Origin of the sequence: Halonotius terrestris, from assembly GCF_006861665.1 — an archaeon.
Taxonomy (GTDB): Archaea; Halobacteriota; Halobacteria; order Halobacteriales; family Haloferacaceae; genus Halonotius; species Halonotius terrestris.
In genome coordinates this window covers 107216-133189 of sequence record NZ_RKLU01000003.1, presented here as the reverse complement: position 1 = coordinate 133189, position 25974 = coordinate 107216, and the positions used below count along the sequence as shown (strand labels likewise).

30 protein-coding genes, 1 pseudogene and 1 riboswitch are annotated in these 25974 nt (G+C 65.0%); of the genes and pseudogenes, 20 read left to right on the top strand and 11 right to left on the bottom strand.

Annotated elements, in window-relative coordinates; translation table 11 throughout:
• Positions 1–9: 9 nt before the first annotated feature.
• Both EGH24_RS15765 and EGH24_RS07345 read left to right on the top strand, forming a co-directional pair.
• On the top strand, positions 10–141 hold the full coding sequence (locus EGH24_RS15765) for a hypothetical protein (RefSeq protein WP_281284932.1): 132 nt from the start codon (positions 10–12) through the stop codon (positions 139–141).
• A 96-nt stretch (positions 142–237) separates the two neighbouring features.
• Complete coding sequence (locus EGH24_RS07345; protein ID WP_142979524.1) at positions 238–2181, top strand: PAS domain S-box protein; 1944 nt, start codon at positions 238–240, stop codon at positions 2179–2181.
• Positions 2182–2191: 10 nt separating this feature from the next.
• On the opposite strand, the gene thiL is transcribed toward EGH24_RS07345, so the two are convergent.
• Positions 2192–3070: a thiamine-phosphate kinase gene (gene thiL / locus EGH24_RS07340; protein ID WP_142979523.1), complete on the bottom strand. Its 879-nt coding sequence runs from the start codon at positions 3068–3070 to the stop codon at positions 2192–2194.
• 92 nt (positions 3071–3162) lie between these two features.
• Between thiL and EGH24_RS07335 the strand changes: the two genes are divergently transcribed.
• The 9 genes from EGH24_RS07335 to EGH24_RS07295 all read left to right on the top strand — a co-directional run bounded on the left by EGH24_RS07335 (position 3163) and on the right by EGH24_RS07295 (position 9155).
• Positions 3163–4203, top strand: a complete 1041-nt coding sequence (locus EGH24_RS07335; RefSeq protein ID WP_142979522.1) for a lysylphosphatidylglycerol synthase transmembrane domain-containing protein — start codon at positions 3163–3165, stop codon at positions 4201–4203.
• 135 nt (positions 4204–4338) lie between these two features.
• The gene (locus EGH24_RS07330) at positions 4339–4794 is read left to right on the top strand and encodes a 30S ribosomal protein S19e (RefSeq protein ID WP_142979521.1); all 456 of its coding nucleotides are present in this window, start codon (positions 4339–4341) and stop codon (positions 4792–4794) included.
• Between the two features lie 54 nt (positions 4795–4848).
• Positions 4849–5205, top strand: coding sequence for a DNA-binding protein (locus EGH24_RS07325; RefSeq protein WP_142979520.1), 357 nt, complete (start codon positions 4849–4851; stop codon positions 5203–5205).
• 1 nt (position 5206) lies between these two features.
• Entirely contained in the window at positions 5207–5797 is a 591-nt protein-coding gene (locus tag EGH24_RS07320) for a DUF7411 family protein (RefSeq protein ID WP_142979519.1), read from the top strand.
• Between the two features lie 59 nt (positions 5798–5856).
• Positions 5857–6738 (top strand): DMT family transporter, encoded by an 882-nt coding sequence (locus EGH24_RS07315; RefSeq protein ID WP_142979518.1) that lies wholly within the window; start codon positions 5857–5859, stop codon positions 6736–6738.
• Between the two features lie 68 nt (positions 6739–6806).
• Entirely contained in the window at positions 6807–7202 is a 396-nt protein-coding gene (locus EGH24_RS07310) for a universal stress protein (RefSeq protein ID WP_142979517.1), read from the top strand.
• 135 nt (positions 7203–7337) lie between these two features.
• Positions 7338–8636, top strand: a complete 1299-nt coding sequence (gene hisS, locus EGH24_RS07305) for a histidine--tRNA ligase (RefSeq protein ID WP_142979516.1) — start codon at positions 7338–7340, stop codon at positions 8634–8636.
• Between the two features lie 43 nt (positions 8637–8679).
• On the top strand, positions 8680–8886 hold the full coding sequence (locus EGH24_RS07300; RefSeq protein WP_142979515.1) for a hypothetical protein: 207 nt from the start codon (positions 8680–8682) through the stop codon (positions 8884–8886).
• Positions 8887–8969: 83 nt separating this feature from the next.
• Entirely contained in the window at positions 8970–9155 is a 186-nt protein-coding gene (locus EGH24_RS07295) for a hypothetical protein (RefSeq protein ID WP_142979514.1), read from the top strand.
• A gap of 100 nt (positions 9156–9255) precedes the next feature.
• Here EGH24_RS07295 and EGH24_RS07290 read toward each other — a convergent pair whose 3' ends face one another.
• Both EGH24_RS07290 and EGH24_RS07285 read right to left on the bottom strand, forming a co-directional pair.
• The gene (locus EGH24_RS07290; RefSeq protein WP_142979513.1) at positions 9256–9525 is read right to left on the bottom strand and encodes a DUF7553 family protein; all 270 of its coding nucleotides are present in this window, start codon (positions 9523–9525) and stop codon (positions 9256–9258) included.
• 87 nt (positions 9526–9612) lie between these two features.
• The gene (locus tag EGH24_RS07285) at positions 9613–10065 is read right to left on the bottom strand and encodes a peroxiredoxin (RefSeq protein WP_142979512.1); all 453 of its coding nucleotides are present in this window, start codon (positions 10063–10065) and stop codon (positions 9613–9615) included.
• 117 nt (positions 10066–10182) lie between these two features.
• Between EGH24_RS07285 and EGH24_RS07280 the strand changes: the two genes are divergently transcribed.
• Complete coding sequence (locus EGH24_RS07280) at positions 10183–11160, top strand: NOG1 family protein (protein WP_142979511.1); 978 nt, start codon at positions 10183–10185, stop codon at positions 11158–11160.
• Positions 11161–11175: 15 nt separating this feature from the next.
• Here EGH24_RS07280 and EGH24_RS07275 read toward each other — a convergent pair whose 3' ends face one another.
• Positions 11176–11883, bottom strand: coding sequence for a 5-formyltetrahydrofolate cyclo-ligase (locus EGH24_RS07275; RefSeq protein WP_142979510.1), 708 nt, complete (start codon positions 11881–11883; stop codon positions 11176–11178).
• Positions 11884–12200: 317 nt separating this feature from the next.
• Here EGH24_RS07275 and engB point away from each other — a divergent pair, with 317 nt between their 5' ends.
• Complete coding sequence (gene engB / locus EGH24_RS07270; protein ID WP_142979509.1) at positions 12201–12827, top strand: GTP-binding protein EngB; 627 nt, start codon at positions 12201–12203, stop codon at positions 12825–12827.
• A 380-nt stretch (positions 12828–13207) separates the two neighbouring features.
• On the opposite strand, the gene EGH24_RS07265 is transcribed toward engB, so the two are convergent.
• On the bottom strand, positions 13208–14860 hold the full coding sequence (locus EGH24_RS07265; protein ID WP_246057928.1) for a sensor histidine kinase: 1653 nt from the start codon (positions 14858–14860) through the stop codon (positions 13208–13210).
• A gap of 100 nt (positions 14861–14960) precedes the next feature.
• A complete protein-coding gene (locus EGH24_RS07260; RefSeq protein WP_142979507.1) occupies positions 14961–16202 on the bottom strand; it encodes a translation initiation factor 2 in 1242 nt (413 codons plus the stop codon).
• Between the two features lie 158 nt (positions 16203–16360).
• Between EGH24_RS07260 and EGH24_RS07255 the strand changes: the two genes are divergently transcribed.
• From EGH24_RS07255 to EGH24_RS07245, 3 genes are all read left to right on the top strand, one after another.
• A complete protein-coding gene (locus EGH24_RS07255) occupies positions 16361–17128 on the top strand; it encodes a coenzyme F420-0:L-glutamate ligase (RefSeq protein ID WP_142979506.1) in 768 nt (255 codons plus the stop codon).
• Positions 17128–18114 carry a 5,10-methylenetetrahydromethanopterin reductase gene (locus EGH24_RS07250; RefSeq protein WP_142979505.1) on the top strand — a complete coding sequence of 329 codons (987 nt, stop codon included), beginning with the start codon at positions 17128–17130 and terminating at the stop codon, positions 18112–18114. The genes EGH24_RS07255 and EGH24_RS07250 overlap by 1 nt, the downstream gene beginning before the upstream one ends.
• A gap of 86 nt (positions 18115–18200) precedes the next feature.
• Positions 18201–18731 (top strand): DUF192 domain-containing protein, encoded by a 531-nt coding sequence (locus EGH24_RS07245; RefSeq protein WP_142979504.1) that lies wholly within the window; start codon positions 18201–18203, stop codon positions 18729–18731.
• Here the strand turns inward: EGH24_RS07245 and EGH24_RS07240 are convergent, their stop codons facing one another.
• Entirely contained in the window at positions 18732–18959 is a 228-nt protein-coding gene (locus EGH24_RS07240; protein WP_142979503.1) for a hypothetical protein, read from the bottom strand.
• Positions 18960–19101: 142 nt separating this feature from the next.
• On the opposite strand from EGH24_RS07240, the gene EGH24_RS07235 reads away from it, so the two are divergent.
• Positions 19102–20448, top strand: a complete 1347-nt coding sequence (locus tag EGH24_RS07235) for an MFS transporter (RefSeq protein ID WP_142979502.1) — start codon at positions 19102–19104, stop codon at positions 20446–20448.
• Positions 20449–20513: 65 nt separating this feature from the next.
• Positions 20514–20807: a DUF7536 family protein gene (locus EGH24_RS07230; protein ID WP_142979501.1), complete on the top strand. Its 294-nt coding sequence runs from the start codon at positions 20514–20516 to the stop codon at positions 20805–20807.
• A gap of 5 nt (positions 20808–20812) precedes the next feature.
• Here the strand turns inward: EGH24_RS07230 and EGH24_RS15495 are convergent.
• Together EGH24_RS15495 and EGH24_RS07220 are read right to left on the bottom strand one after the other, a co-directional pair.
• Positions 20813–21082: pseudogene (locus EGH24_RS15495) on the bottom strand (ArsR family transcriptional regulator).
• A gap of 113 nt (positions 21083–21195) precedes the next feature.
• The gene (locus EGH24_RS07220; protein WP_185903269.1) at positions 21196–22479 is read right to left on the bottom strand and encodes a TIGR00341 family protein; all 1284 of its coding nucleotides are present in this window, start codon (positions 22477–22479) and stop codon (positions 21196–21198) included.
• Between the two features lie 181 nt (positions 22480–22660).
• Here EGH24_RS07220 and EGH24_RS07215 point away from each other — a divergent pair, with 181 nt between their 5' ends.
• Entirely contained in the window at positions 22661–23902 is a 1242-nt protein-coding gene (locus tag EGH24_RS07215; RefSeq protein WP_185903268.1) for a sensor histidine kinase, read from the top strand.
• A gap of 24 nt (positions 23903–23926) precedes the next feature.
• Here EGH24_RS07215 and crcB read toward each other — a convergent pair whose 3' ends face one another.
• Positions 23927–24292, bottom strand: a complete 366-nt coding sequence (crcB, locus tag EGH24_RS07210) for a fluoride efflux transporter CrcB (protein ID WP_142979498.1) — start codon at positions 24290–24292, stop codon at positions 23927–23929.
• Positions 24289–24669: a fluoride efflux transporter FluC gene (locus EGH24_RS07205; RefSeq protein ID WP_142979497.1), complete on the bottom strand. Its 381-nt coding sequence runs from the start codon at positions 24667–24669 to the stop codon at positions 24289–24291. The genes crcB and EGH24_RS07205 overlap by 4 nt, the downstream gene beginning before the upstream one ends.
• Positions 24670–24672: 3 nt before the next feature.
• A riboswitch (Fluoride riboswitch) is annotated at positions 24673–24737 on the bottom strand.
• Between the two features lie 161 nt (positions 24738–24898).
• On the opposite strand from EGH24_RS07205, the gene ahbB reads away from it, so the two are divergent.
• Positions 24899–25966 carry a siroheme decarboxylase subunit beta gene (ahbB, locus tag EGH24_RS07200; protein WP_142979496.1) on the top strand — a complete coding sequence of 356 codons (1068 nt, stop codon included), beginning with the start codon at positions 24899–24901 and terminating at the stop codon, positions 25964–25966.
• The last annotated feature ends 8 nt before the right edge of the window (positions 25967–25974 follow it).

Here is a 25974-nt window from a genome sequence, read left to right as displayed (position 1 = left end):
CGGTTCGGTATGGACGCGACCAGCGACCCCCAACCCACGAGCGTCGAAGACCACCTCCACGCCGCGCTCAGCAACGCCGAGAACGACGAGGTCAAGTACCACATCCGCGAGTCGATCCAGAAACTCTACGTTGACGACTGACCGGCGTATCGCGCCATTCCATGGTTGACCATGCCATTTTATTCTACCCCGCTGCGGGACCCGTCAGTTTAAGTCCGATCCCTGATAATATCGGGCGTGAATTCCGTCTCCTACCGTGAACGGCTCTACGACGCCTTCGCGGAGCCGGGTGCCAACGTGGAATCCCAGATCGATCAGGCACTGGATATCGGAGGCGAATACCTCGGTTTACCGGTCGGCTTCTTTACGCAGATCGACGGCGGTCGACAGGAGATCGTCCGTGCCACCGGCGACCACGACCTCATCCAGCCCGGTGAAAGCTGTCCGCTCGATGAGGCCTACTGTCGCCGGACCATCGAGATCGACGGCGCGCTCGCAATCCAAGACGTTGCGGTGTCGACGATCAACGAGGCAGCCATCGAGACGTTCGGGCTCGGCACCTACATCGGCGCGAAAGTCGTCGTCGACGACGCGGTTCACGGGACGGTCTGTTTCGCCGACCACGACCAGCGTGACGACCCGTTCTCGGAATCCGAGGAACTGTTCGTTGAGCTGCTGGCACGGCTCGTCGGCAGCACGCTCGAACAGCGGGCCTACGAGCGCGACCTCCGCGCGCAAAACGAGCAACTCAGACGCGAAAAGGAGCGGTTCGAGGGGATCGCCGAAACGAGCTTCGATATCCTGTTTCGGGTCGACGACGCGGCGCGGTTCAGCTACGTCTCCGCGGCCGTCGAACGCGTCCTCGATTACCATCCCGACACCTTAGTCGGCGAGCCTTTTACCGAGTTCATCACCGACGAGTCGGCCCGCGATGCGGCTGTGGCGTACGACCAACTGCTGGACGGTGGGGCGATCGAGACGCTTGAACTCGACTTTCTCGACGCCACTGGCGACATCGTCACCATCGAGGTCAACGCGGCCCCGATCACCGACAACGGGACCATCGAGGGCGTGCAGGGCGTGGGCCGCGATGTCACCGCCCGGAAGGAACGCGAGCGCGAACTCCGGATCAAGACCCGGGCGATCGACGACGCCGATATCGGGATCACGATCTCCGATCCGACCCAGCCCGACGAGCCGCTGGTCTACGTCAACGAGGGCTTCGAGCGGATCACGGGCTACGACGCCGACAACGCTGTCGGCCGCAACTGTCGGTTCCTGCAGGGCAAGGCGACCGATCCCGACGAAGTTGCGCGGTTCCGCAGCGCGCTCGAAAACGAATCGTCAGTTACCGTCGAGCTCATCAACTACCGACAGGACGGCACGCCGTTCTGGAACCGCATTCAGCTCACGCCGATTTTCGACGACTGCGGCGATCTCAATCACTACCTCGGGTTTCAGACGGACGTGACCGAACGCCGCCGGACCGAGCAGTTGATCGCGCTGCTCAACCGGGTGCTGCGGCACAACCTCCGCAACGACATGGGGAAGATCCTCGGCTTTGCCAACCTCATCACCACCGGTGAAGCCGGCTCCCCACAGGAGCTGGCCGGGCGGATCGAACGTGTCGCCGACGACCTTGTCTCGCTGAGCGAGCACGCCCGAACGCTCGAATCAAACGCCCGGACCGACCGCGACCCTCGCCGGCTCGATCCGCCGACGGTACTCACACGGCTTGCCGACAACCACCGCGAGGCGTGGCCGGCAGCCAGTATCGACGTGACGATCGCCACCGACCGCGCGATCTGTGCCGGCGCGGAGCTCGAAGCAGCGCTCTCGGAAGCGATGACGAACGCGATCACACACAACCCAGCGGCCGAACCGGGCGTCACAGTGACTGTCAGTGACGACGGCGAGTGGATCGTCGTCGAGATCGCCGACGACGGCCCCGGAATCGACGCGATGGAGGCGGCGGTCGTCGCGGCCGGCAGCGAGACCCCCCTCGAACACGGCTCCGGGCTCGGCCTCTGGCTGATCAACTGGATCGTCACGCGGTACGGTGGCTCCTTCGACATCGATGGCGATGCCGACGGCACGACGGCGACGATCCGGCTCCCGGCGATCACCCCTGACGACGATATCGACGACGCTGCGCGGCGGCCGACGGTGCTGTTCCGCTAACGTCCGTTACTCAGCCGTGTGTATACCCGCGGTCGGCCAGCGGTTCGCCGTTGGCCGTGATTCCCTCTTCGGCGTCGACAACGCGGCCGATTTCGGTCAGCGGCGTCGGCGACTCAGCCCGCACGTCATCGAGCCGCGCGGCCGGCACCGTCGCAACGAGTTCGAAATCCTCGCCGAAGTGGACCGCCGCCTCCCAGCGGTCGTCGGCGTCGTCGGCAACCGCCGCAAGCGCGTCGGCGACGGGCACGGCCTCGCGGTCGATGGCGAACCCGCAGTCGCTGGCCTCCGCGAGTTGGTGTAGCGACCGCGCCAGCCCGTCGCTGGAATCCATCATCGCCGTCGCCGTGTCCGCGAGCGCGCGGCCGGCGTCGATCCGCGGTGAAAACTGAAAGAGGTCGTTGGCGCGGTCGAAGTCCTCACGCTCGAACAGGCGGAGCGCGGCCGCACTCCGGCCGAACGCACCGGTGACGACGACGCGGTCACCGGGAGTCGCGCTCGCGCGGTCGACTGCCTCCACGGCGTCGCCGATAGCCGTCGTCGCCACGGTGAACTCGCTGTGGCTGTCAAGATCGCCGCCGACGTATTCGGCCCCGACCGCTTCGCAGACGGCCTGCGCGCCATCGACGAAGTCGGCGAGTTCGTCGGCGTCGAAGGCGGTATCGGCGTAGGCGGCGACCGCCGCGGTCGGCTGTGCGCCGACGGCCGCGAGATCAGACAGCGAGGCGGCGACCGACCGCCAGCCGGCGGTGTAGCGGGTCGTTCCCGCCGGGAAGTCCGTCGTCGCATGCAGCATGTCGGTCGTGATCGCCGTGCCATCAACGACGGCGGCGTCGTCGCCGGCGTGTGGGAGGGTGGCAGCGAGCTGTCGGAGGGCCGCACGTTCGTCCATCGGGTTATCGCCCGTTGCGCCGGTGGCGACAAAAGCGTGTGCTATTACGCAGCCATCGGAGCGTTGATTATCGGCACACCCGACGCCCCCGTATGGCCAGCGACCGGCTTCGGACGACGCTGCTCGGATTCCTGCTGGCGGCGGCCGTCATCGCCGCCCTCGCGTGGCTCGTCGGCGTTGAGGACGTGTTGCGGACGCTCCGGACGGCCGACCGCGCGGGCGTCGCTATGGTCGCGGCCCTGATCTTCGGCTGGGTCGCTTGCTGGGGCCTCGGGATGCGGGCGGCCCTCCGGAGCTACGGCGCGTCGGTCTCGGTGTGGACGGGACTGTTGCTGTCGACCGGCGCGGGGTTTGCGAACAACGTCACGCCGTTCGGGAACGCCGGCGGCGAGCCGCTGACGACGCTGTTGGTCGCTGAGCGAACGAGCGTCGCCTACGAGCGCGGGCTGGCGGCGATGGCCGCCGTCGACGCGGTCAACATCGTCTCCTCGGTCTGTTTCGCGGTGCTGGGCTTCGTCTGGTTGGCGGTCGATGGCAGCCTCGACAGCCAACTCATCGGTGCGGCGGCGATTGCTGTCGTGACCGGCGTCGGTGTCGCGCTCGCGGCGCGCTCGCTCTGGCGTCGTCGCCGCGGCGTGACCGCCCGACTCACTGGTGGGCTGGCCCGCGCGCTTGCGTGGCTGGAATCCCACGTTCCTCGAATTTCGACACCGGATCGGGCGGCTCTCGCCCGGCGCGTCGAGGGCTTCGTCGACGACCTCGAACACATCGCGGCCGACCGCCGGACGTTAGCGGCCGTCCTCGGCTACTCGCTGGCCGGCTGGCTGTGTCAACTGCTGGCTTTCTGGGCGGCCTTCGAGGCGATCGGCGAGCCGATCCCGGTGACGACGGCGTTGGTCGCGGTACCACTGGCGTCGATCGCGTTGGCCCTGCCGCTGCCGGGTGGTGCGGGTGGCATCGAGAGCGCGCTAGTAGCAATCCTCGTCGGGACGCCGCTGGCGTCGGTGACGCCCGCTGTCGCCGTCGCCGGTGTCGTCCTGTTTCGCGGCTTCGCCTACTGGTTGCCGACGACGCTCGGCGGGCTGGTCTTCGCCGAGTCGGCCGTCCACTGGCTTCGGCAGTCGCGTCGGTGAGTGGCCGGCAGTCGCGTCGGTGAGCGGATCGCAGCGATCGTTCGCTTGTGACCGTTTCGCACGAAAACGGCCGGCAGACGGCGGCTGCGGCGGCGATACGATGCCTTTAAACACGCCAAACCGGAATACGGCCCTATGGTAACTCTCTACGACGTCCCGCCGGAGGAGCTCATCGAGGAGCTCGCCGACCGGCTCGCCGACCGGCTCGACGAGCCGGAGTGGGTTGAGTACACGAAAACCAGCCACGACCGCGAACTCCCACCTCAACAGGAGGACTTCTGGGCGCGACGCGGTGCCAGCCTCCTGCGGAAGGTGGCGATCAACGGCCCCGTCGGCGTCGAACGCCTCTCCGGGGAGTACGGCGGCACCAAGGGCGGCTCGAACCGCTACGCCGTCGCCCCGAAGAAACAGATCGACGGCTCGACGAAGATCATCCGCGAACTCCTCACCCAACTCGAAGACGAGGAGCTCATCCAGACCGCCCAAGGCGAGGGTCGCCGCACCACCGCCGACGGCGATGCCTTCCTCGATGAGGTCGCCCAAGCCGTCTTCGAGGACCTCGACAACCCCGAACTCGAACGCTACGCCTAACGCGGATTCCACTCTCCGAAACCGTTTTTGCGGCTCCGCGACGACACAACACGTATGAGCAACAGCCCCGACGACGACCGACTCGAAGAGCTCCGCGAACAGAAGCGGAAGGAACTCAAACAGCGACAGCAGGGCGGCGAGGGCGACGCCGCCGACCGCCAACAGGCCGCCCAAGAGCAGGCCGAAGCCCAACGCGAGGCCGTGCTGAAACAACATCTGACCGACGGTGCTCGCCAGCGGCTCAACGCCGTCGAGATGTCGAAACCGCAGGTCGCCAAACAGGTCAAACAGCAGATCGTCGCCCTCGCTCAGAGCGGGCGAGTGCAGGACCGTATCGACGAACAGCAGATGAAAGAACTGCTGGAGGAGCTTCAGCCGGATTCCCAGTCGTTCGACATCCAGCGACGCTAAGATGGAGTTGGCGTTGCTGTACAGCGGCGGCAAAGACTCTTCGCTCGCAGCCCTCCTCCTCGATGAGTTCTACGATGTGCGGCTCGTGACGGCCCACTTCGGCGTCACCGACGACTGGCAACACGCACGCGACGCTGCCGACGCACTCGGCTTTCCGTTCGAGACGGTCGCCCTCGACGAGTCGGTCGCCGAGGATGCGGTCGAACAGATGGTCGCGGATGGGTTCCCGCGCAACGGCATCCAGCGCGTTCACGATCACGCGCTCGAAACTGTTGCCGACCTCGCTGTCGACGCCATCGCCGACGGCAGCCGACGCGACGACCGCGTGCCGACGGTCTCTCGGGCGGCGGCCCAGAGTCTCGAAGACCGCCACGGCGTCGACTACATCGCGCCGCTATCGGGCTTTGGCCGCCACGCCGTCGACGACCTCGTCGCCGAGAGCTTCGAGGTCGAAACCGGCCCCAGCGAGGAAATCCCGAAAGCCGACTACGAGGGTGAGTTGCGTGCGGTGTTGGCCGACCGGCACGGCGAGGACGCTGTCGGCGACGTGTTCCCCGACCACGAGCAGACCTACGTCCACGGTCGGCGATAGCCGAATTCAGTGAGAGCAGACCGAACCGTTGAACCGCCGGCCGGCCGTCGACTCAGGAAATGGTCAGTGGGATCGGTGTCGCCGTCGGGGCAGCCCTCGTCTGGGGTGGCTACCTCTTCTATCTCAAGCGGGCCTTCGATGACTACCCGGCCTCGCTGCTCACCGTCTCGATCAACAGCTTCGCGCTGGTGTGGTATTTCCCAGTCTTCCTCGTCGACCCCGGCCCGAGCGGCGCGAGCGACGCCCTGGCGGCGTTCGGCATCGAACAGGTCGCCGTCGTCGCGTTGACGGCGACGATGGTCGCGGCGGCGATGATCGCCTTCCTCCGCGCGCTGGCGGTCGGTGAGGTTTCCTACGTCGCGCCGATCAGCAAGATCGTCCCCGTCTTCGTCCTCCCCATCGAGATCGTCGCCCTCGGGCAGGTGTTGACGCCGCTGGAAGTCGCCGGCGTCGTCGTCGCCACCGTGGCGGTCTACGTCGCCAACTTCCGCGGCGGCTCGCTGCTCGATCCACTCCGCCGAGCGACCACATCGACGGCTGCCCGGCTGGCGATCCTGAGCGCGATGGCCTTCGCCGTCAGCGACGTTGCCAGACGGGTCGCGCTTCAGGAGTTGGCGATCCCGGTCGGGCTGTGGGTGCCGCTGTTGCTCGGCGGCGTCGCTGTCGTGTTGTTGCCGGCGGCAGTGCGGGCGACGACGCCAGCGACACTCCGGGCTGATCTCCCGAAATTCGCGGTCGGCGGCCTGTTCGTCGCTGCTGGCGAGGGGTTGACCAACACCGCGTTTTCCTTGGTGCCGGCGAGTATCGCCTCGCCGATCATCAACACCCAAGCGGTCGTCGCCGTCGTGCTCGGCGGGCTGTTACTCAACGAACGGCAGTTCGGCATCCGGCTCGTCGCCGCCGTGCTCGCGGTGATCGGGGTAGCGATGATCGCAATATAGCCGCGAAGACCAGCAGCGCGGGGAGCGTCAAAAGGAAGACAGATATACTCGGTTCGCTAAGGAAAGGTATGACGACGACGCTGGTAACGGTTCGGTATCCGCTGACTGCAGACAGCTACCGAACCATCGAGCGCGGGCTCGACGCCCACGACGAGGGTGATTCGCTGATCGTACTCCACATCTCCTTGCTCCAGAACGGCGACCGGATCAGCCGGAGCGACCTGCAGGCGGCAGTCGAAGCCGAATTCGGCGAGATCCCGGCCCACTACGTCGTTCGGCGCGGCTACGTTCTCGAAGAGGCAATCGTCGACGAAGCTGCCAGACAGAACGCCGATCACGTCCTCGTCGGTAAGACCAAACGCGGGCGGCTCCGCCGCCGCGTCGCCCAACTGCTCGGGCTGTATCCGGATCTCGAAGCCGAACTCGCCGAAAGTCTCGGGACGCGACTCGAAATCGTCGCGTAGTCGACGCACCGACTCGCCGTCGAACCGCTATTCCCCGCCGTCGATCCGCTCACAGTGTGTCTGCCCATCAGCGATAGCCGCGCCGCCAACCGCCAAAGGACAGCATTCAAGCGCGGCCCTCCCAAACCGCTCGCCATGTACGACCGACTCAAAGGGTTTCGGGATTTCTACCCCGACGAGATGACCGCTCGCCGGGAGGTCATCGATACCGTCGAGGGCGCGGCGGCTCGATACGGCTTCCGCGAGATCGACACGCCGACGCTGGAGGCGACCGAGCTCTACACCGACAAATCCGGCGACGAGATCGTCGACCAGCTCTACNACTTCNNNGANAANGGTGGNCGNNACGTNACGCTNACGCCGGAGCTGACGCCGACGGTCGCCCGCATGGTCGCCGCCCGCCAGCAGGAGCTGTCGAAGCCGATCAAGTGGTTCTCCACGCGCCCGTTCTGGCGCTACGAGCAGGTCCAGCAGGGNCGGTTCCGNGAGTTCTACCAGACNAACNTCGACATCTTCGGCTCNNNCGAGCCGACTGCCGACGCCGAAATCCTCGCCTTCGCCGCCGACGCACTAACTGATCTCGGACTGACGGGCGACGATTTCGAGTTTCGCGTTTCCCACCGCGATCTGCTGGGCGGCCTCCTCAACGCCTTCGATGCCGAGGTCGACACCGAGGCGGCGATCCGCGCTGTCGACAAATCCGCCAAGATCGAGACCGAGGAGTACTACGATCTGCTGCACGACGCCGGCCTGCGGTACGATCAGGCCGAAACCTTTGATGATCTGCTCGGGACCGACGACCTCGGCGATCTCGTCGACTTCGCCGAAACCGACCGCGTCGCCGACGCCGTCGNNAACCTCGANGCCGTNCTCGNCGCNGNCGACGANTTCGGCGNCNGCGANTACTGCGAGCTTTCGCTGGAGACCGCTCGCGGCTTCGACTACTACACCGGCGTCGTCTTCGAGTGCTTCGACTCGACGGGCGAGGTCTCCCGCTCGGTGTTCGGCGGCGGCCGCTACGACGACCTCATCGAGTCGTTCGGCGGNCAGCCGACGCCGGCCGTCGGNNTCGCGCCCGGNNACNCNACCCTCCAGTTGCTCTGTGAGCGCGCGGGCGTCTGGCCCGAGGAGGCCCCGTCGACGGACTACTACGTCCTGAGCGTCGGCGACACCCGCGCGGTCGCCGCCGAAGTCGCCCGCCAACTCCGCAATCGTGGCCACGTCGTCGAAAGCGACGTTGCCGACCGGAGCTTCGGCGCGCAGATGAACTACGCCGACTCGATCAACGCCGAGACGGTGGTCATCGTCGGCGAGCGCGATCTCGAAAACGGCGAGGTGACGGTGAAAGATATGGCAACGGGCGATCAGACGACCGCACCCATCGACGACTTCCCGGGCGATCTGGAGCGGCCGACCTACGAGGATTGGGAGTAACGAACTGATCGAACGAGACGTCGTCGCTCCGGTTATACTCGGTATGACTGATCAAGAGACATACGAGAAAGACAGCGCGGCTGCCGAAACGTGGGCTCTCAAACTCTATCTCGCTGTCGTCGTGTTCCTCGTCGGACTGCTCACCGTCTATCAGTCGACTCGGTCAACCGACGCACCGCTTGTCGTCGGCGTCTTTGTGGCCGCTGCCGGGACGATCTCAATCGGGTGGCTGCTTCGGACAGCGATCTAAGCTGCGACGGCCTCCGGGTTCGCTCTGGTACCGCTCGCGCAATTCACCCTTACTGTTTTACATGTCTACCGAGAACATGCCGTATGGTAGCATTACCATTGTACATTCCCGCTGGCGAGTTCCTCGTATTGAAAACTCAGTCCATCGTCTCGATGACGATCTTCGGGCTGATTGTGGGGCTCATCCTCCGGCGCGCGTTTGGTGCTATCGAGGAGCCGGGATTCCTCGATAGGACGACATCAAAGAAACCGCCGTGGGGACCCTCATAAGAGTTCGACCGGGTGGCTGACAACGGGTGTATCAGGACGCAACCATCACACTGCAGTGATTTTTCGCGGAGAATCGGTCCGGCGATGAAGCCGATCTCAGCTATACGCCCTCGACCGTCGACCGGTACTCGCTGATAGCGGCTTTGGCGTCGTCGATGGCGTCGGCGGCTTCGGGAGCGATATCGTCTTTGACCTCGTTGAGCGTATTCTGCATGCGTGCCATCGTGCCGTGGTCTGGCCCGCGGTCGGCCGTCGCCAGCGTATCGAGTTTGTCGGCCAGTCCGGTGAGCCGTTCGACTGCGTCGCCGTCAGCCGTTTCAGCTGCTGTTCGAAGGCGGTCGGCTGCTGTCTGTAGTTCTTCACGAACCATACATGATTCTCGCTACGAGCAGTGAAAAATTCTTCCGGTCAGTGAGCTCGCACCACACGAACGAGCGAGCAGCGCGGACGACGACCGTTAGCCGCCGCGGACGAACTCGTTTCGCGTCTCGCGCAGCACCTCGCGGGCGTGCCCCGATGGATCGGCGAGTTCGGGGTCGTACACCGAGACGACTTCGCCGTCGGCGAGAACAAACGTCCGGCGGTCGGTGTGTCCGTCGTCAGTATCGAGCCCGAAGGCATCGGCGAGGTCACCATCCGGGTCCGCGAGGAGGTCGAAGATGATCCCTTCCTCATCGGCGAACTCGGCATGGCTCTCGGTATCTTCCATCGAGACGCCATAGACGCCGACCCCGACTTCCCGAAACTCCGGGAGGGCTGCTTGGAAGCCATTGGCCTCGATCGTACAACCGCCGGTGAAATTCTTCGGGTAGAAGTAGAGCACGGTCGGGTCGTCGAAATCGAGCGACACCGTCTCGCCGTGTTGGTTGCGCGCTGTGACCGTCGGGGCTGGATCGCCGACTTCGAGCATACGAATCCTTCATTCGCTGCTGACATACCGGTTGTGATCGGTCCGATCGAACGACCGAATCCGGCGCAGAACCGCGAACGAACGCGCTTTTACGCGTTGGGGCAGTAGATCCGGAAAATGATTTTCGAGAATCTCCCCACAGCTCCCCGATCGGAGGAGCTGCTCGATAAGGCCTTCTCGCGGGCCGCCCGGGCCGGCAACGCCAAAGGCGGCCTTGAGGCCCAGCAGTCGATGCTGACCGTCGCGGTCAACATCACCTCCGACAACCTCGAAAACGTCGTCACCGCGTGGCCGGATTTCGACTACGTCGACCCGTTCTACTACGAACTCGCCGACGCCATCGTCAATGTCGACGAACTCCGGCAGTCGCTGTCGGAGGTCACGTGGGCCAGCCGCCAGATCGAGGAGTTAGGCCGGGAATACCAGTCGAAACTCCGCAAGACCGACCCCGACACCGCCCGCAAGCACCGCAAGCAGGCCTTCGCCCGCATCGCCGACATCCTCGATGAGATCAAAGACGATCTCCGGGCGGTCGGCGACGCCCGCGACGCGCTCAAAGACCTCCCGGACATCCGGCCCGACGAGCCGGCTATCGTCATCGCCGGCTACCCCAACGTCGGCAAATCCTCCTTCGTCAACCACGTCACCCGCGCCTCAAACGAGATCGCAGAGTACCCCTTCACGACCCGCGGCGTCCAGATCGGCCACGTCGAACGCGACCGTATTCGCTACCAGCTGATCGACACGCCCGGACTGCTTGACCGCCCCGAAGACGAGCGCAACGACATCGAGCGACAGGCCGCCGGCGCGCTCCAACATCTGGCNGANNCGGTGCTGTTCNTCGTCGACGCNNNCGGCGACTGTGGCTACCCGCTNGACGNNCAGNTNGAACTCCGCGANGNNGTCCTCGACCGTTTCNNNGCCGACCGCGATANNNTTCCGGTGTTGACGATCTGCAACAAGAGCGACCGCTCGACCGACGTGGAGGCCGATGCCTACATGAGCGTCACCGAGGAGGAGGGCATCGACGACGTCCTCGACTTGGCGATCGACGCTGTGGGCTACGAGCCGGAACTCCCCTCGCGGGACGCCTGAAAACGGAGCCGCTCTCTATTCGGGCTGGAGCCGTTGTAACACGGGAATCTCCTCGATTTTCTCAGCCGCGATATCATCCCAGTAGAGCCCATCGGGCCGATCCGCGACAGCGTTGGTCTCGATCGCTCCCGTCGGCGTCACGACCAAATCCAGCGGTACGTCGTGGCGGTCAGGCTCGATTTCGTCGTCGACGACTTGGCTGTCGTGGACGGACGTGGCGACCGTGGTGTCGGTGTCGACGCGGTCGAATCCACGCAGGACGGCGAACTCCAAATCGCTGAACCCTTCGCCTTTACCGACGCGGTTGCCGTCCTCGTCGACAGCGACGCTGCCGGCGACGATGAGGTCGATGTGCGGCATTGCCTCGGGATCGACGGGCACGCCGTGTTTTGCGGAGCCGGAAACTGTCGTCGCGTCGTCGATGTCGTCGATTTCGTCGGGTGCGAGTCGGAGAAACGGCTTGTCTTCGCTGAGTCGCGGGACAGCCATATAGATCGTTTTGCCGTCCCGCAGGGCCTGCCGGCGCACCGGCAACTGTGGGGCGTCGGGATTGCATTTCAGCGTGTCGGCGGCTTGCCACGCGTCAGTATCGGCCAGTCGGTCGGCGGCGTCGCTGGCGTTGGCGAAGTTGGGAATACGGCCGTGCGGCGGAAACGGGAACCGGGCGATCCCCTCGGTGTCGAGGTGATCCCAGATCCGCTCGCGGAGGTCGGCTTTTGACATGGTCGTGTGTTGGCTCGGGCGGTGAAAACTCCCGGTATCGGCTCGCAAGATTCAATTAATCGATTGAGTACTCGACAGATGTATAGAAAGCCCTCGACGCTATCGACTCCCGCGGCTCGCTGCGCGCTTCGTCACTCGCTTCGCTCGTTCCTGCAGTGCTTACGTCGCCGGGGTTCGTCGATAGCGTCTCGCCCTTTCAGTCCGCCAAGGTAGCGGTTGATCGGCCGGCCGACCGACCTGCCTGCCTGTCTGATCCAAATCCAGTGTCGACCACTACTGAACGCAAACCGTTTCCCTGCCGGTCGCCGACTGCCGGTATGTTCGAGGATCGCCCCGACTGCGACGACGAGATCGTGTTGGTCGGCCGGTCGAACGTCGGGAAATCGACGATCATGCGGGAACTCACGGGCCACAGCGTACCAACGGGACAGAAACCCGGGGTGACACGCGAGCCGAACCACTTCGATTGGTCCTCACAGAGCTTCATGTTCACCGACCTGCCGGGGTTCGGTTTCATGTCGGGCGTCGAAGGCGAGCACCGCGAGACGATCCAGACCGACATCGTCCGCTACATCGAGGACAACGCCGACTCGATTCTGGCGGCCGTCCTCGTCGTCGACGGCAAGAGCGTCATCGACATCATCGATCGCCACAGCGACCGCGGCGAAGTCCCCCACGACGTGGAGATGTACCATTTCCTCGACGAACTCGGCGTTCCGACCGTCGTCGCGGTCAACAAGATGGACAAAGTCGATGCCAAAGACGAGCGACTCAACGACCTCTGTGATCGCCTCGGCCTCTATCCGCCGTGGCAACAGTGGGAAGACGAAGTCATCGCACCGATCACCGCCAAGGCCGGCCGGATCAGTAGCCTGCGGACCGCGCTGCAGGCACACATCCGCGCGGCCAAACGGGACGAACTCTTGCAGTTCGTTACCGACTGACAATGTCAACTTCTACGGCGCGAATCAAGACAATCGTCTGAAAAGAACAGCACTCCCGATGTAACTGAATCACCCCACGCCATCGGGTGGCCGTCCGGTAGGTTTTATTGTCTGCAGCAAGTCCCATTAGATGGTCGCCCCGCTAGCCCGAGGGGAGCGACCGTTGCAGACCGTTTCGTCACTCCCGTCGCTCCGGGTGGAGGCTCCCCCCTCCTCCAGCCGGAGCCTGGGATTTCATTTACCTCGTAGTGACTCGATTATCCCTCTCAGAAGCGTGGGTTCTTACTGTCCCCCGGCAAAGCACCGATGGTGGCAGTGACGATAGTTACCCCCTCTGAGCCCCGTGTGATGAGGTTCTTTCCCGAGCCACCAACTATTAATCAGGAGAGCTGCGGCAGTGTCACGGTCACCACGTTCCCGTCATCGTAGTCAAATTCGATCTCACCGTTGAGCTTCTGGACACACCAGTTGATGATCCACATCCCGATCCCTTGTCCGTGCTGCAGCGACGTTTCAAAGCCCGTTTGAAGCGTTTGGATTTCCTGTTTCGGAATCGGTTCGTTGCGATCACGGATTTCGAAACTGACGCGTCCGTTTCCGGCCTCTGCTTCGGCGACCGTAATCGTCACCGACGGCGTTTCGGCAGTCGAATGTTCTATCGCGTTTTCGATCAGGTTCGTGAGCAGCACCGAGAGGACGACCGGATCCGTCCGCAACTGCAGCTCCGACGGTGTGACTGTCGATTCAATACTCGCCGCGCTGTCGTCGGTACACTCCGCTTCCACGTCCGTTAGGACGGTCCCGATATCGGTCGATTTCGGGGCTATTTTGCCCTCCTGAATACTCTCGAAGTTGCGCGCTTTCTCAGCGATCGACAGCAATCGATTACTGGCCGCGTCTATCTTCTCCGCATGCGAACCGAGTTCCGATCCCTCGACTGTGGCTGCCATCGCCTCTGCATAGCCTCTGATCACCGTCGTTTCGTTCCGAAGGTTATGCCGCAACACCCGGTTCAACACCGAGAGCTGTTGCTCGCGCTGTCGATCTGCGGTCACGTCGTACAACACAAGCATGCTCCCGACGGTAGTATCGCTTGGATCGGTCAACTCCGAGTACGAGACTGCAAATACCGTACCGCCGTCCGACTCAATCGTGAGTTCTTGGGTCTCACGAAGCGTTGCCAACTCGACACCGAGGATGTCTGCAAGCGGTATCGGTAATGCAGCCGACCGGGTGCGCTCAAACACCGCCTCAGTGCGATTGTTCACTTGAACGATCTGCTGGTTCGTGTCCAGCACAAACACTGGGTCCGATAAGGAATCCAAGCCAGTGCGTTCGGCCATCCGTTGGGTCGCCGGATTCGTCTCGAACATGTGGGTCCCCACAAACGCAAACCCATCGAGCGCGACGTGAACGAGCATGAACGGGGCCGTGAGATGCAGCTCCGGGATCGGCCCGAGTTCGAACATCCACACGAACACGCCGACCGACGGTGGGGCCGTACTCAGGATGACCGCTGTGGCTTCCCGGCGATACAACGGCCCGTAACTCAGTATGGCTCCGATCAACAGCAGCGAGCCGACAGCTGCTGTCCCGATCGAGAACAACAGGGCAAAGATGCCCCACGGTTGGATCGTGTACAGCACGGTCGACAGTCCGAAGACGGAACCGAATTGCAGGTCGGTCCACAGGAGGTGATGGACCTGGTTCGTCGCAGCGAGTCCAGCCGTCACGATCGGCACGATGGCGACGATCCCGAACAGCGGTGTCCGGATGAGATCTCCCCGTCCGGTATAATCGAGGCCAAACGCCAGGAAAAAGGGGCCCATGAACCCGACACAACTGAACGCGATTGCCTCAAGCGCGACTCTGAGCGTCGGATCAAACACAAGGAGTGCACCGCCGTATGCAGCACAGAACACGGCTACTGCGGCGATGTTCCCCATGAACCACGCCGCTCCTGATCGGTCGCGCTTCCGATACAGATACTGCAAGAGATACAGCGCGCCCACAGCGGCACCAAACGATGCCAATACGATGGCACCACCAACCGACCTCACCATCATCTCAACAGTACGAGTGAATTCTCATAATAGTGGTGTTGAAACTAACCCCTACGGCCTCTGGCTCCCGTCAGTGACTCGCGGTCGAGCCGGCTTCCAGCCAGTCCGTATTCGAGCGGTGTTGGGCGGCGACGACTTCGATCCCGCGTTGATCCAACAGGCCATCCTCCGTGAGCACGCCCTCGATTAGCTCGCCGGGCGTCAGATCGAAACAGGGGTTGGCAACCGAAATGTCGCTATCGCCGTCGTAGATCGACGCCGCAGGGCCGTCCTCGGGGTGGAAGGTGTCGTCCTTCGAGACCTTATCGCGGGCGGTCACGACGTAGACCGGCACGTCGGCGGCGTTCGCCGCCAGTGCGAGCCCGCGCGTCCCGGCTTTGTTGACGACATCGCCGGTCGGCAGGATCGTATCCGCGCCGACGAGTACCGCCTCGAAGGGCTCGGTCGCCAGCAACGACGGCAGCGCGGCGTCGGTCGTCACGGTCACGTCGATCCCGGTGTCGGCGACGGCTTCCGCGAGATCGATCCCCTCTCGGTCCGGCCGCGATTCGGCGATCGTCACCGGCTCGCCGAGATCGATCAGCGCGTCCTTCACGGTCCCGGACCACGACAGCGTCGCCACCGGGCCCGAGAGCCGGGCGGCGGCGGTTTCGGCGGCCTCGCTGTCGGCGGTCAGCGCGGTTTCGATTGCCTCGATCGCGCGGTCGTGAACTGCCTCGGGTGTGCGGTCGGCGCCGCTCAACACCCGGTTGACGCGGTTGGCCAACACTGCCATGCTCGGTTGGGCGTCCTGTAGCTCGGTGGCAACGTCGGCGATCTCCCGCCAGTTGTCAGCGACGGCGGCCCGATCGCGGAGCACTTCGAGGGCGTGAATCGACAGGGCGGCTGAGCCGTGTGCGGTGTCCTCAGCGATCGTTGTCGGCGACGGTGCAACCTGCTGGTAGGCCGCCCAGAGCCCGGGGACCGTCTCGCGGTTGACCATCGCCGTCGGCGTCGTCCACTCGGTGGTTTCCACTGCGGGGAGGTCGTCGAGATCGCGGCTCGACACGTCGAACCGGAACGGGTAGTGCGTCCACGTCTCGCCGTCGTGGGTGACTGAGACCGACTCGCCGGCGTGAGCGAGGGTGACGTCCCGCCGGCCAGTGGCCTCGCGGACGAGCCGCCGGGCCTCGGTGGCCGCGGCCTCGGAGTCGCCCGCGGAGGGAGCCGACAGCGCGTCCCAGCGGCCGGGATTCGTTTCGGCGTCGGGGCCACGCCGGGTCAACAGCACCGAGCCACGGTGTTTGAGGAAGGTCGTGACGACGTGTGTCATCACTCTCCCTTCGGGCCCCACCATACTATGCTTTCCATCTCTCGGGTTTTCGAGAGGTCGCCAGTGATGGCCGCGCCACAACCGTAGTCGCCGCCGTCAACACCGGTTCGATCCACCCGTATGACCGCTCTTTTTAGCTCCCGTCCCCACCGAGCCGTATGGAACTGTTTACCGTCGCTGACATCCCCGAGATCGAGCCGGGCGATGATCTCGCCGCGGTGATCCGCGAGCGGGCCGACCTCCGGCCCGACGACGTGGTCTGTGTCGCCAGCACGGTCGTCTCGAAGGCCGAGGGCCGCATCGCCGACCTCGACGACTACCCCGCTGGCCCACGCGCACGAGAGATCGCCGACCGCCTCGCCGAGATCACGGGCGATGACAAGGACCCACGGTTCGCCCAAGCCGTCCTCGAAGAGAGCGTTGATCTGCTGATGGAGGCCCCCTTCCTCCTCACCGAGACCCGATTCGGACACATTGGCGTCAACGCCGGCATCGACCGCTCGAACGTCCCCGACGGCGACCTGCTGTTGCTGCCCAAGCGACCCAGCGAGAGCGCGGCCCGCATCGCCGACGAGCTCCCCACCGACCGCGTCGTCGTCACCGACACCTGCGGCCGGCCGTTCCGCTACGGCCAGCGCGGCGTCGCCNTCGGCTGGGCNGGNCTGCCGGCGNGCCGCGACTGGCGCGGCCAGCCCGACCGCAACGGCCGCGAAATGGGTGTTACCGTCCAGAACGTCATCGACGAACTCGCCGCCGCAGCCAATCTCGTCGCCGGCGAAGGCGCGGGTGGCACGCCGGCGGTCGTCGTCCGCGATTTCGAGTTCGGCGACCTCCCGGGCAGCGAGAACCATTTCCGAGAGATCGAGGGCGACTACGTCCGGCAGGCACTGCGTGGCTGGTCCTACCAAGCGGGGGGTGAGGCCTGATGTTCGGCATCGAACTCACGCCCGAGCATCCGATCGACCGGGTCACCGACCTCGGCGTGCAAGCCGAAGCCGCTGGCTACGACACGGTGTTCGTCTCCAGCCACTACAACAACCGCGACCCCTTCGCCGCGCTCCACCGTATCGGCGTCGAAACCGACGACATCCGGCTGGGACCGGGCGTCGCCAACCCCTTCGAGATCCACCCCGTCACGCTGGCGTCGAAAGTCGCCACCGTCGACGAGGCCAGCGGCGGTCGCGGCGTCTTCGGTATCGGCCCGGGCGACCCATCGACCGCCCGGAACCTCGGGTTCGCCGACGACCGCGGGCTCCGGCCCGTCCTCGAAGCGTTCAAAACCGCCCAGAAACTCTGGGCCGGCGAGCGCGTCGACAACGACGGCACTTTCGAGGCGGACGACGCCGGCCTCAACTACGAGCCACCGAGCGGGGCCGACATCCCGGTTTACGTCGGNGGCGAGGGNCCGCACATGTGCCGNATGGCNGNCAANCACGCCGANGGNCTGCTGTTCAACGGCTCGCATGCGGCCGACCTCGCGTGGGCCCGCGAGCAAGTCGAGAAAGGCGCGGCCGACCGGCCCGACCACCGCGGCGAGTTCGACCTCGCGGCCTACGCCAGCGTCAGCGTCGCCCACGAGCGCGAGGCCGCCCGTGAGGCTGCCCGCCCGCCGGTCGCCTATATCACCGCCGGCGCGGCCCCGCCCGTCCTCGGCCGCCACGATATCGACGTCGACACCGCAGAAGAGATCGGCGAGAAAATCAGCGCGGGTGAGTTCTCCGCCGCGTTCGAGTTGGTGACGCCAGCCATGATCGACGCGTTCTGTATGGCCGGAACGGTCGACGACGTGGCCGACCGGATGGCCGCCGTCACCGACCACGCCGACAGCATCGTCGTCGGCTCGCCACTTGGGCCGGATCTCGACGCCGCTGTCGAGTTGGCCGCTGAGGCCTACGAGCAGGCGACGAACTGAACTCGCTCGCGGCCGCCTCGTTCTTTTGCCGTATCCATCCGCTACCACTACGAAATACTAAGTCACTGCCGGGCGTCGCGGCGGGTATGCACCGGAGACGGCTGTTGGCCTCCCTCGGAGCCGGGGTGCCGGCGACGCTCGCCGGCTGTCTGGGCGGCACCAACGACGCCGCCAGCGACGAGCCAGCCCCGGAGATCGAGACGGACTGGCCGACCGGTCCCTACGCCGACTACCCGACGACGACCGTCACCGTCCGGAGCGACGACGGCTCGGTTCGCGGCGCGGTGCGAGCGGCGGTCGCCGAGACGCCCCCGGAGCGTGAGATCGGCCTGAGCGCGACCGATTCGATGCCCTCGGAGGGGGGGATGCTGTACGTCCACGATTCGGTCGGCCAACGACAGTACGATATGCAGGATATGGATTTCGGCGTCGATTTCGTCTTCGCCGACGGTGAGGGAACGATCACGGCGATCCGCAACGCGCCGGCACCCGCAGCCGACGAGACAGGAACCGAACAACAGTACGCCGGCACGGCCCAGTACGTCCTCGCGGTCAGCTACCAGTGGACCGACGACAACGCTGTCGCCACCGGCGACCGACTCGATTTCGAACTGTAGTTACTCGATCGTTTCACCCGGCCCGCGACCCGGCGACGGCAGCGGGACGCCGAGCGCGCCGAGGACGACGTAGGCGAAGACGGCGACCGAGGCGAGCACGAAAACGCTGCCGACGCCGATGAGAACGATCGATATCGGATTCGGGCCGATGACCTGTTCGATGAAGATGAGCGGCATCTCGATCAGATCGCTGAGCAGTCGGATGATGAAACCACCGAACGCGTTCATATCCTCGCTTTGGTGATCCGGGTATATGGGTGTTCAGGTGTCGACCGCGACGTGGCCGTTCGTGCAGGCATCGTGACCGGTCCATCGTGTGTTAATTCCACCCACAGTACGGTTTTGCCGATGCTGGCCGACCCTCTCCTTGATGGCCGACGATGCGAGTCCCCTCGACGGCTACCGGCAGTTCTTCGCTCTCTCCGGCGACGTGTTCGTCCTCTCGGTCGCCATGTTCGCCTTCAGCCTCGGCTTCCAGATGACGACCCGCTTTCTCCCCGAATACCTCCGCGTTCTCGGCGCGAGCGGGTTCGTCATCGGCCTGTTCGGCACGTTCGGCAACCTCATCAGCGCGCTGTATCCCTACCCCGGCGGCGCGATCTCCGATCGGATCGGCTCGCGGTACGCCCTCACCGTCTTCGGCGCGGCTTCGACGCTCGGCTTTTTATTGTGGTTTGTCGCTCCCTCCTTCGGCACCGTCGCTATCGCCGGGATCACGATCCAGCCGTGGCTCTGGGTGTTTGTCGGGCTCGTTCTCGCCCAAGCGTGGAAATCCTTCGGGCTCGGCGCGACGTTCGCCATCGTCAAACAGAGCGTTCCGCCCGAGCGGCTCGCCCGCGGCTTCGCCAGCACTGAAACCTTCCGCCGAAGCGCGTTTCTGCTCGGGCCGGTGCTCGCCGCCGGCCTGCTCGCGTTGCATCCCGATTTTACAGTTAGTTTCCGCTACGTCCTCGGCGTCGCCGTCGGGTTCGGCGTCGTCGCCACCGCCGTCCAACACTGGCTGTACGACGCGGGCGATGACTCCTTCGGCGATTCTTTTGAGGGACTCTCACAGATTCGATCGGATCTCCAGTCGCTGCCGGCGACGCTGCGGCCGCTGCTCGTCGGCGACACGCTGGTCCGGTTTGCGAACGGCATGGTCTACGTCTTCTTCATCATTGTCGTCACCGAGTTCCTCGATGTCGGGCTCTCATTGTCGCTGCCGGTCGTCGGGAGCGTCGATCTCGCGCCGGCGACGTTTTTCGGCCTCCTGCTCGGCGTCGAGATGGTTGTAGCCCTGCTCGTGATGGCCCCCGCCGCAGCCCTCGCCGAGCGGGTCGGCCTCAAACTCGTCGTCGCCACCGGGTTTGCGGTGTATGCGATCTTTCCGATCCTGCTCATCAGCGCGCCGGCGAACGCTACCGTTCTCGCGGTTCTCTTCGCGTTTTCGGGGCTCCGGTTCGCCGGGTTGCCGGCCCACAAGGCCCTGATCGTCGGCCCCGCCGAGGCCGACGCTGGCGGGCGAGTTACTGGCGCGTACTACCTCCTGCGAAACCTCATCGTGATTCCGAGCGGCGCGCTCGGCGGCGCGCTCTACGGCGGTCTGCCGAACCCGCTAGCGGCGGGACAACTGTTCGCCGGCAACCCGACGCTGGCGTTCGCCGTGGCAACCGTCATCGGCCTTCTCGGGACGGGCTATTTCCTGCTCTTCGGTGAGGAGTTTGAGGCGTACGTTTGAGTCGCGTCGTCGGTGTCGATGGAGTGAGTCGACATCGCTTTGTGGATTCGCCACCTCCTTCGACTGTGAGCGATGAGGGTTCAGAGGGGTCGTCGACGGCGGCGTTGATCGAGGCTCTCGGCGTCAAGCGCAACGCGACGATCGGCCTTCTGGTCGGCTTCGCGGTCGCTGTCGCCGGCTACGCGATCAGGGTCTTCGAGCTGCTCGGCCCGGTCGGCGGCGCGCGCTCGTATCCGATCGTCGGGCCGGAAGCGTGGTTTCTCCTGCTGGCGGTCGTTTTCGCGTCGGCGACGGCGTTGGCCGTGACGCTGGTGTTGACAGCGATCCGGCTCATCGGGCTCTCGACGGCAGAAAACTAACTCCGTTAGTCGGCGATCGCTTCTTCCTCGATGGCGTCGGCGGCGTCCGGCGTAAGTTCGTAGATGTTCTGTCTGGCGTCGGCGAAATAGACGTCCTCNTCGACGANNNNGATNNCTTCGAGNCGTTCNAGNGCGTANCGGACCGTCCGGGCCGANAGCATCGACTCCTCGACGATNCCTTTCTGNGTCANCNNNCCNTNNTANTCNAGNACTTTGAANACNAGCTTCGCACTCGGCGGCAGATCCGCAAGGGTTTCCTCGTCTGTTCCAGCCATTGACGTACCGTGAGACGGACAGGAGTATAAAACTTCACCAGCCACCTCGCCATCGACGGCGGCACGGAGCACGGTGGGACACGCTCGCTCGGGCGGCACGTATCGGCGTCTCGTCAGGAAACGCTGATCTGCTCGTTGACGACGCGGACCCGAATATCGACGCCGGTCTCCTCGCGGATCCGCTCGCGCAGCACGCTGGCCTGCGGGGGGTTGTCGCCGTAGACCCGCACCGTCACGCCCTCCGGCTGCTGGGTGAGGAGGTTCGCTTCGTAGTCGAAATCGACCGACAGCAGGTTCTCGCTGGCGTCTTCGGCGATCCGTTCGACCTCAGCCTCGAACTGTGCGTTCTCCCGGGCGGCCAGCGAACTCGTCGCCAAAAACGACGTGAGGACGAGGATAGCGAGTCCGAAGATCACGAGCCGCCGGCCAGTCAGCCGGCGGGCCTGCTCGGCGTCGTACCAGTGGGTCGGCTTGTACCGCTTGAGCCAGACGGTGGCGACGCCGGAGACGTTGATCGACAGCAGATTGACCAACACTAACACGCCAGCACCGACCGCGAGCGTCGGATCGACGTAGGCGATGCCGAGCCCGACCGCCGCCGCCGGCGGCATCAACGCGACGGCGATCATGACGCCGACCAGTGCCTCGTCGGTGCCGGAGGTCAACGCCAGCGCGCCGGCGGTCCCCGCGCCGAGGGCGATCGCCAGCGAGAGCAAGCCGGGGTGAGCCCGCTCGGCGACCTGCTGAATCAGGAGCAATTCGAGTTCTGGTGCGAGGGCGGCCCGGTAGCCGGCGGCGAACAGCGTCGCGCTGGCGACCGCCACCACGAGGCCGATGACCTGCGAGCGGATCCCCTCCCAGAACAGTTCGTCGTCGCTGATGACGGTGCCGACACAGGAGGCCATCGCCGGCCCGATCAGCGGTGCGATCACCATCGAGCCGACGACGACCGCCGCGCTGTCCTGCAGCAGCCCCGAGGTGGCGACGATCGCACTGATCAGCGTGAGCGCGATGTAGTTGGGCGTACTCCGCGAGAGGTTCCGCGCCTTCGTCTGGAGCTCCTCTCGGGAGATGCGTTCGTCCTCGCCCATGCCGTTTTTTTCTTCGGGGTCCTCGGCTTCGGCTTCCTCGGCTTCGGCGAGCTGTTCTTCGAAGCGGTCGGAGACGATCGTTTCGACGTCGGTAACGATCATGTAGCCGTCACGCTCGACGCCGACATCCCGCAGTTCTTCGAGGATGCCTTCGACGCTGTCGACGTCGGTGGGGATGTAGACGATGTCGCTGTAGTCGCTCCGGGAGGTCTCCTCGGTCATGGCGAAATCGATCTCCGCGGCCTCAAGGATCTCGATGACCGTCTGGCGTTTCCCCTCGGGAACGAGTGTTTGGATCAGGCGCATACGTGGCGTAGTTGCGGTTGGTGAATGGCGGGGATACCGGTGGCCGGGTGGTTGATACTGCGGTGTTTCTGAGCCGGGATCAAAACAGTCGTGGTTGGTCGAACAGCGACCAAGGGCAGTAATCCTCTCACCCGTGTACGATTCCGACACTGCTATTTGGATGGCTACCACGTTCACTCCCATGGACGCGAGCGACGGTGATGAGCCGTACAAACGGCTCTGCGCGTTAGCTGACAGGCAACTGACGCCGGCCGAGCGGATCGAGCGGGCCATCGCCATCGGTCGCAGCCATCTCGGCGTCGCCTCGGGCGTACTCTCCTACACCGCCGGCGGTGAATACGAGATCGCTGCGAGCGACACCGTCGCCACCCCCGACGCCGCTACCGCTGATGCCGCTACCGCCGACGCCGCGGCTGGCACCGCCACATCGACCTCTGATGCCACAACGACGCCTGACGCTGGCGACGACACCACGCCGCCGGATCGAAGCCTTGCGGAATCGTGGTGTCGCCACGTCGTCGCGGCCCGCGACCCGGTCGTTATCGCTGATGCGGCCGATAGCGCGTATCACGACGATATCGCTCGGGAGACCACCGGCAACGACTGCTATCTCGGCGTGCCGGTCTTCGTCGACGGCGAACTCTTTGGGACGCTGGCCTTCGAAGACCCCGATCCGCGGGCCGACCAGTTCACCGACGACGAGCGGGAACTCGCCGCCCTGTTCGCCGACTGGATCGGTGCGGAACTCCAGCGGAAGCGACACGAAGCCGACCTCCGTGAGCAAAACGAGCGGTTAGAGGAGTTCGCCGGCATCATCGCCCACGACCTCCGAAACCCGCTGTCGTCGGCGATGGGGTACACTGAGCTCGCAGCCGACACCGCAAGCGGTGACCAACTGGAGTTCCTCGCCCGTGTCGACCGCTCGCTGGAGCGGATGGAGTCGATGATCGCCGAGTGTCTCATGCTCGCCAAGGAAGGGACGGATATCGGCGAGCGGAGCGAAATCGCGCTGGCCGCAGTCGTCGAGGACGCATGGGAAACTGTCCGCACCCGTGACGCGACGCTGTCCGTCGAGTGCGAGACCACGATCTTCGCCGACGTGACCCGCCTCCAGCAACTCCTCGAAAACCTGTTTCGCAACGCCGTCGAACACGGTGGCGACGGCGTCACCGTTACCGTCGCCGACCACCCGGACGGGTTTGTCGTCGCCAACGACGGCCCGCCGCTGCCCGCGGACGTAGAAGCCGCGCTCGACGACTGCGATACTGAGAACATCAAGTCCTTCGGCCTCGGGCTGTTGGTCGTCACCCGCGTCGTTTCCGGGCACGGCTGGGAGCTCAGCGTCGACAGCGGCGACGAGGGCGTCCGCTTCGAGATCACCGGCGTCAACGTCGCCGAGCCGATCCACCGAACCTCGGACTGATCGCGGTCGCTTCGTTCCGCGTTCCTACCCGACGAGCAGCCACGCGAGGCCGACCGCGCCGGCACTCAACAGGAAATTACCGACGGCGTTGGCGACTGCGTAGCCGCGCCGGCCACCTTCCCAGAGCCGGACGGTCTGGACGCTAAACGAGGAATACGTGGTAAACGCGCCGCAGGCACCAATCCCGAAAAACAGTACTGTCTCATCGCTGACGCCGCTGAACAGCAACAGCCCGAGGGCGAAGCTGCCGACGACGTTGACGACGAGCGTCGCTACTGGGAACGGCGGCGAGCCGATCCGCTGAGTCAGCAGGCTCCCGGCGAGATACCGACAGACGGCACCGATCGCGCCGCCGGTGCCGACGAGATAGGCCGGCTCGGTCGGGATCATGCCCCACCTCCACCGACGAACCACCGGCCGGCAACAACTGCGAGGAAGCCGACGAGATAGCTCACCGCGAGGTAGCCGCCGGCGGTGAGTGGATCGCTGAGCACCGTATCGAGGACGAACGTGCTGTAGGTCGTAAACGACGACAGAAAGCCGGTGCCGAAGACCAGCCGGGAGTTGTCGGCGATCGCCGGCTGGGCCAGCGAATCGTAGACCAACACGCCCAGCGCGAAGCTACCGACGACGTTGACAGCGAGCGTCGCCGGCAACGAACTGGAGACGAGCAGGTCAACGAAATGTCTGAGGTTCGCGCCGGCGAAGCCGCCGACGGCGATCAACAGGAGCGGTTCGAGTCGGACGAGGAGCTGTCTCCGTATCATACTGAGTGGATAGGAGCCATCAGCCGGATCGGCGGTTGAGACAGGCGAGCCCCATCGCCCGAGGACACTGTATCGACGGTGTGTCCCGTTAGCTACATGGGATCGATTCGGCGGTTTAGCCGTTCTGGTCTGTCCTCCAGGACTGCCGTAGTGACAATCACACCGGGTCCCGCTACCGCCGAGCGACCGGCTCCGAGAGTCTTATTCTGGTCGGCCACCGAGGACGGGTATGCAACAGGTCGACGCGGATCTATCGACGCTCGACCGCGCGATCATCAACGCCTTTCAGGGCGGGTTCCCGGTCGTCGCCGACCCCTTCGAGCCAGCGGCGGCCGCCCTGCGGGACCGCGGGATCGACGTGACCGCCGACGAGCTACTGGCCCGCATCCAACACCTCGACGAGGAGGGCGTGTTGACGCGCTTCGGCGCGCTTGTCAACGCTCAGGAGATCGGCGGCAACGCCTCCTTNGTCGCNATGCACGCCCCGCCNGANCGGTTCGAGGANGTCGCCGANCAGGTGAACGGGTTCCGCGAGGTGGCCCACAACTACGAGCGGGAGCATCCGCATCTCAACATGTGGTTNGTCGTCTCGGTNGCNGACNNNGACCGCATCGAGACCGTCCTTGCGGAAATCGAGGCCGAAACCGGCCAAGAGACCTACAATCTCCCCAAACAGCAGGAGTTCCGCGTCGAGGCCAAGTTCATGCTCGACGGTCCCATCGAGGACGGCGATCTCGACCTCTCCGATCTCGGCCCCGCTGTCGAACCGACCGACCGGACGACGCTGACGCCCGCCGAGCGTGACCTCGTCCTCGAAATACAGGACGGCCTCCCGCTGACGGCGACGCCGTACGCCGATGTTGCCGACGCCATTGACGCCGACACCGAGTGGGTCATCGAGACGATCAAGCGATTCAACGAGGAGGGNAAGNTNCGNCGNGTCGGNGNNNTNCCGAACCACTACGCGCTCGGCTACACGGAGAACGGGATGACGGTCTGGGACGTGCCCGACGAGGTCGTCGACGAGGTCGGCCCCGAAGTCGCGGCGCTGGAGTTCGTCACGCACTGCTACCGGCGGCCGCGCCACGAGGGCGTCTGGCCGTACAACTTCTTCGCGATGACNCACGGNCGNNNCGANGNNGAGAGCCNNNAGCGCATCCAGCAGGTCAGAGACCGGATGGCCGAGTTCTGGGATGTCGGCGAGGACGACTGGGATTCGTTGTTCTCGACGCAGATCCTGAAGAAGACCGGCATCCGGATGGCCGAACGCGCGGAGGCAAATACGGAAGATGAATAGGGAAATAC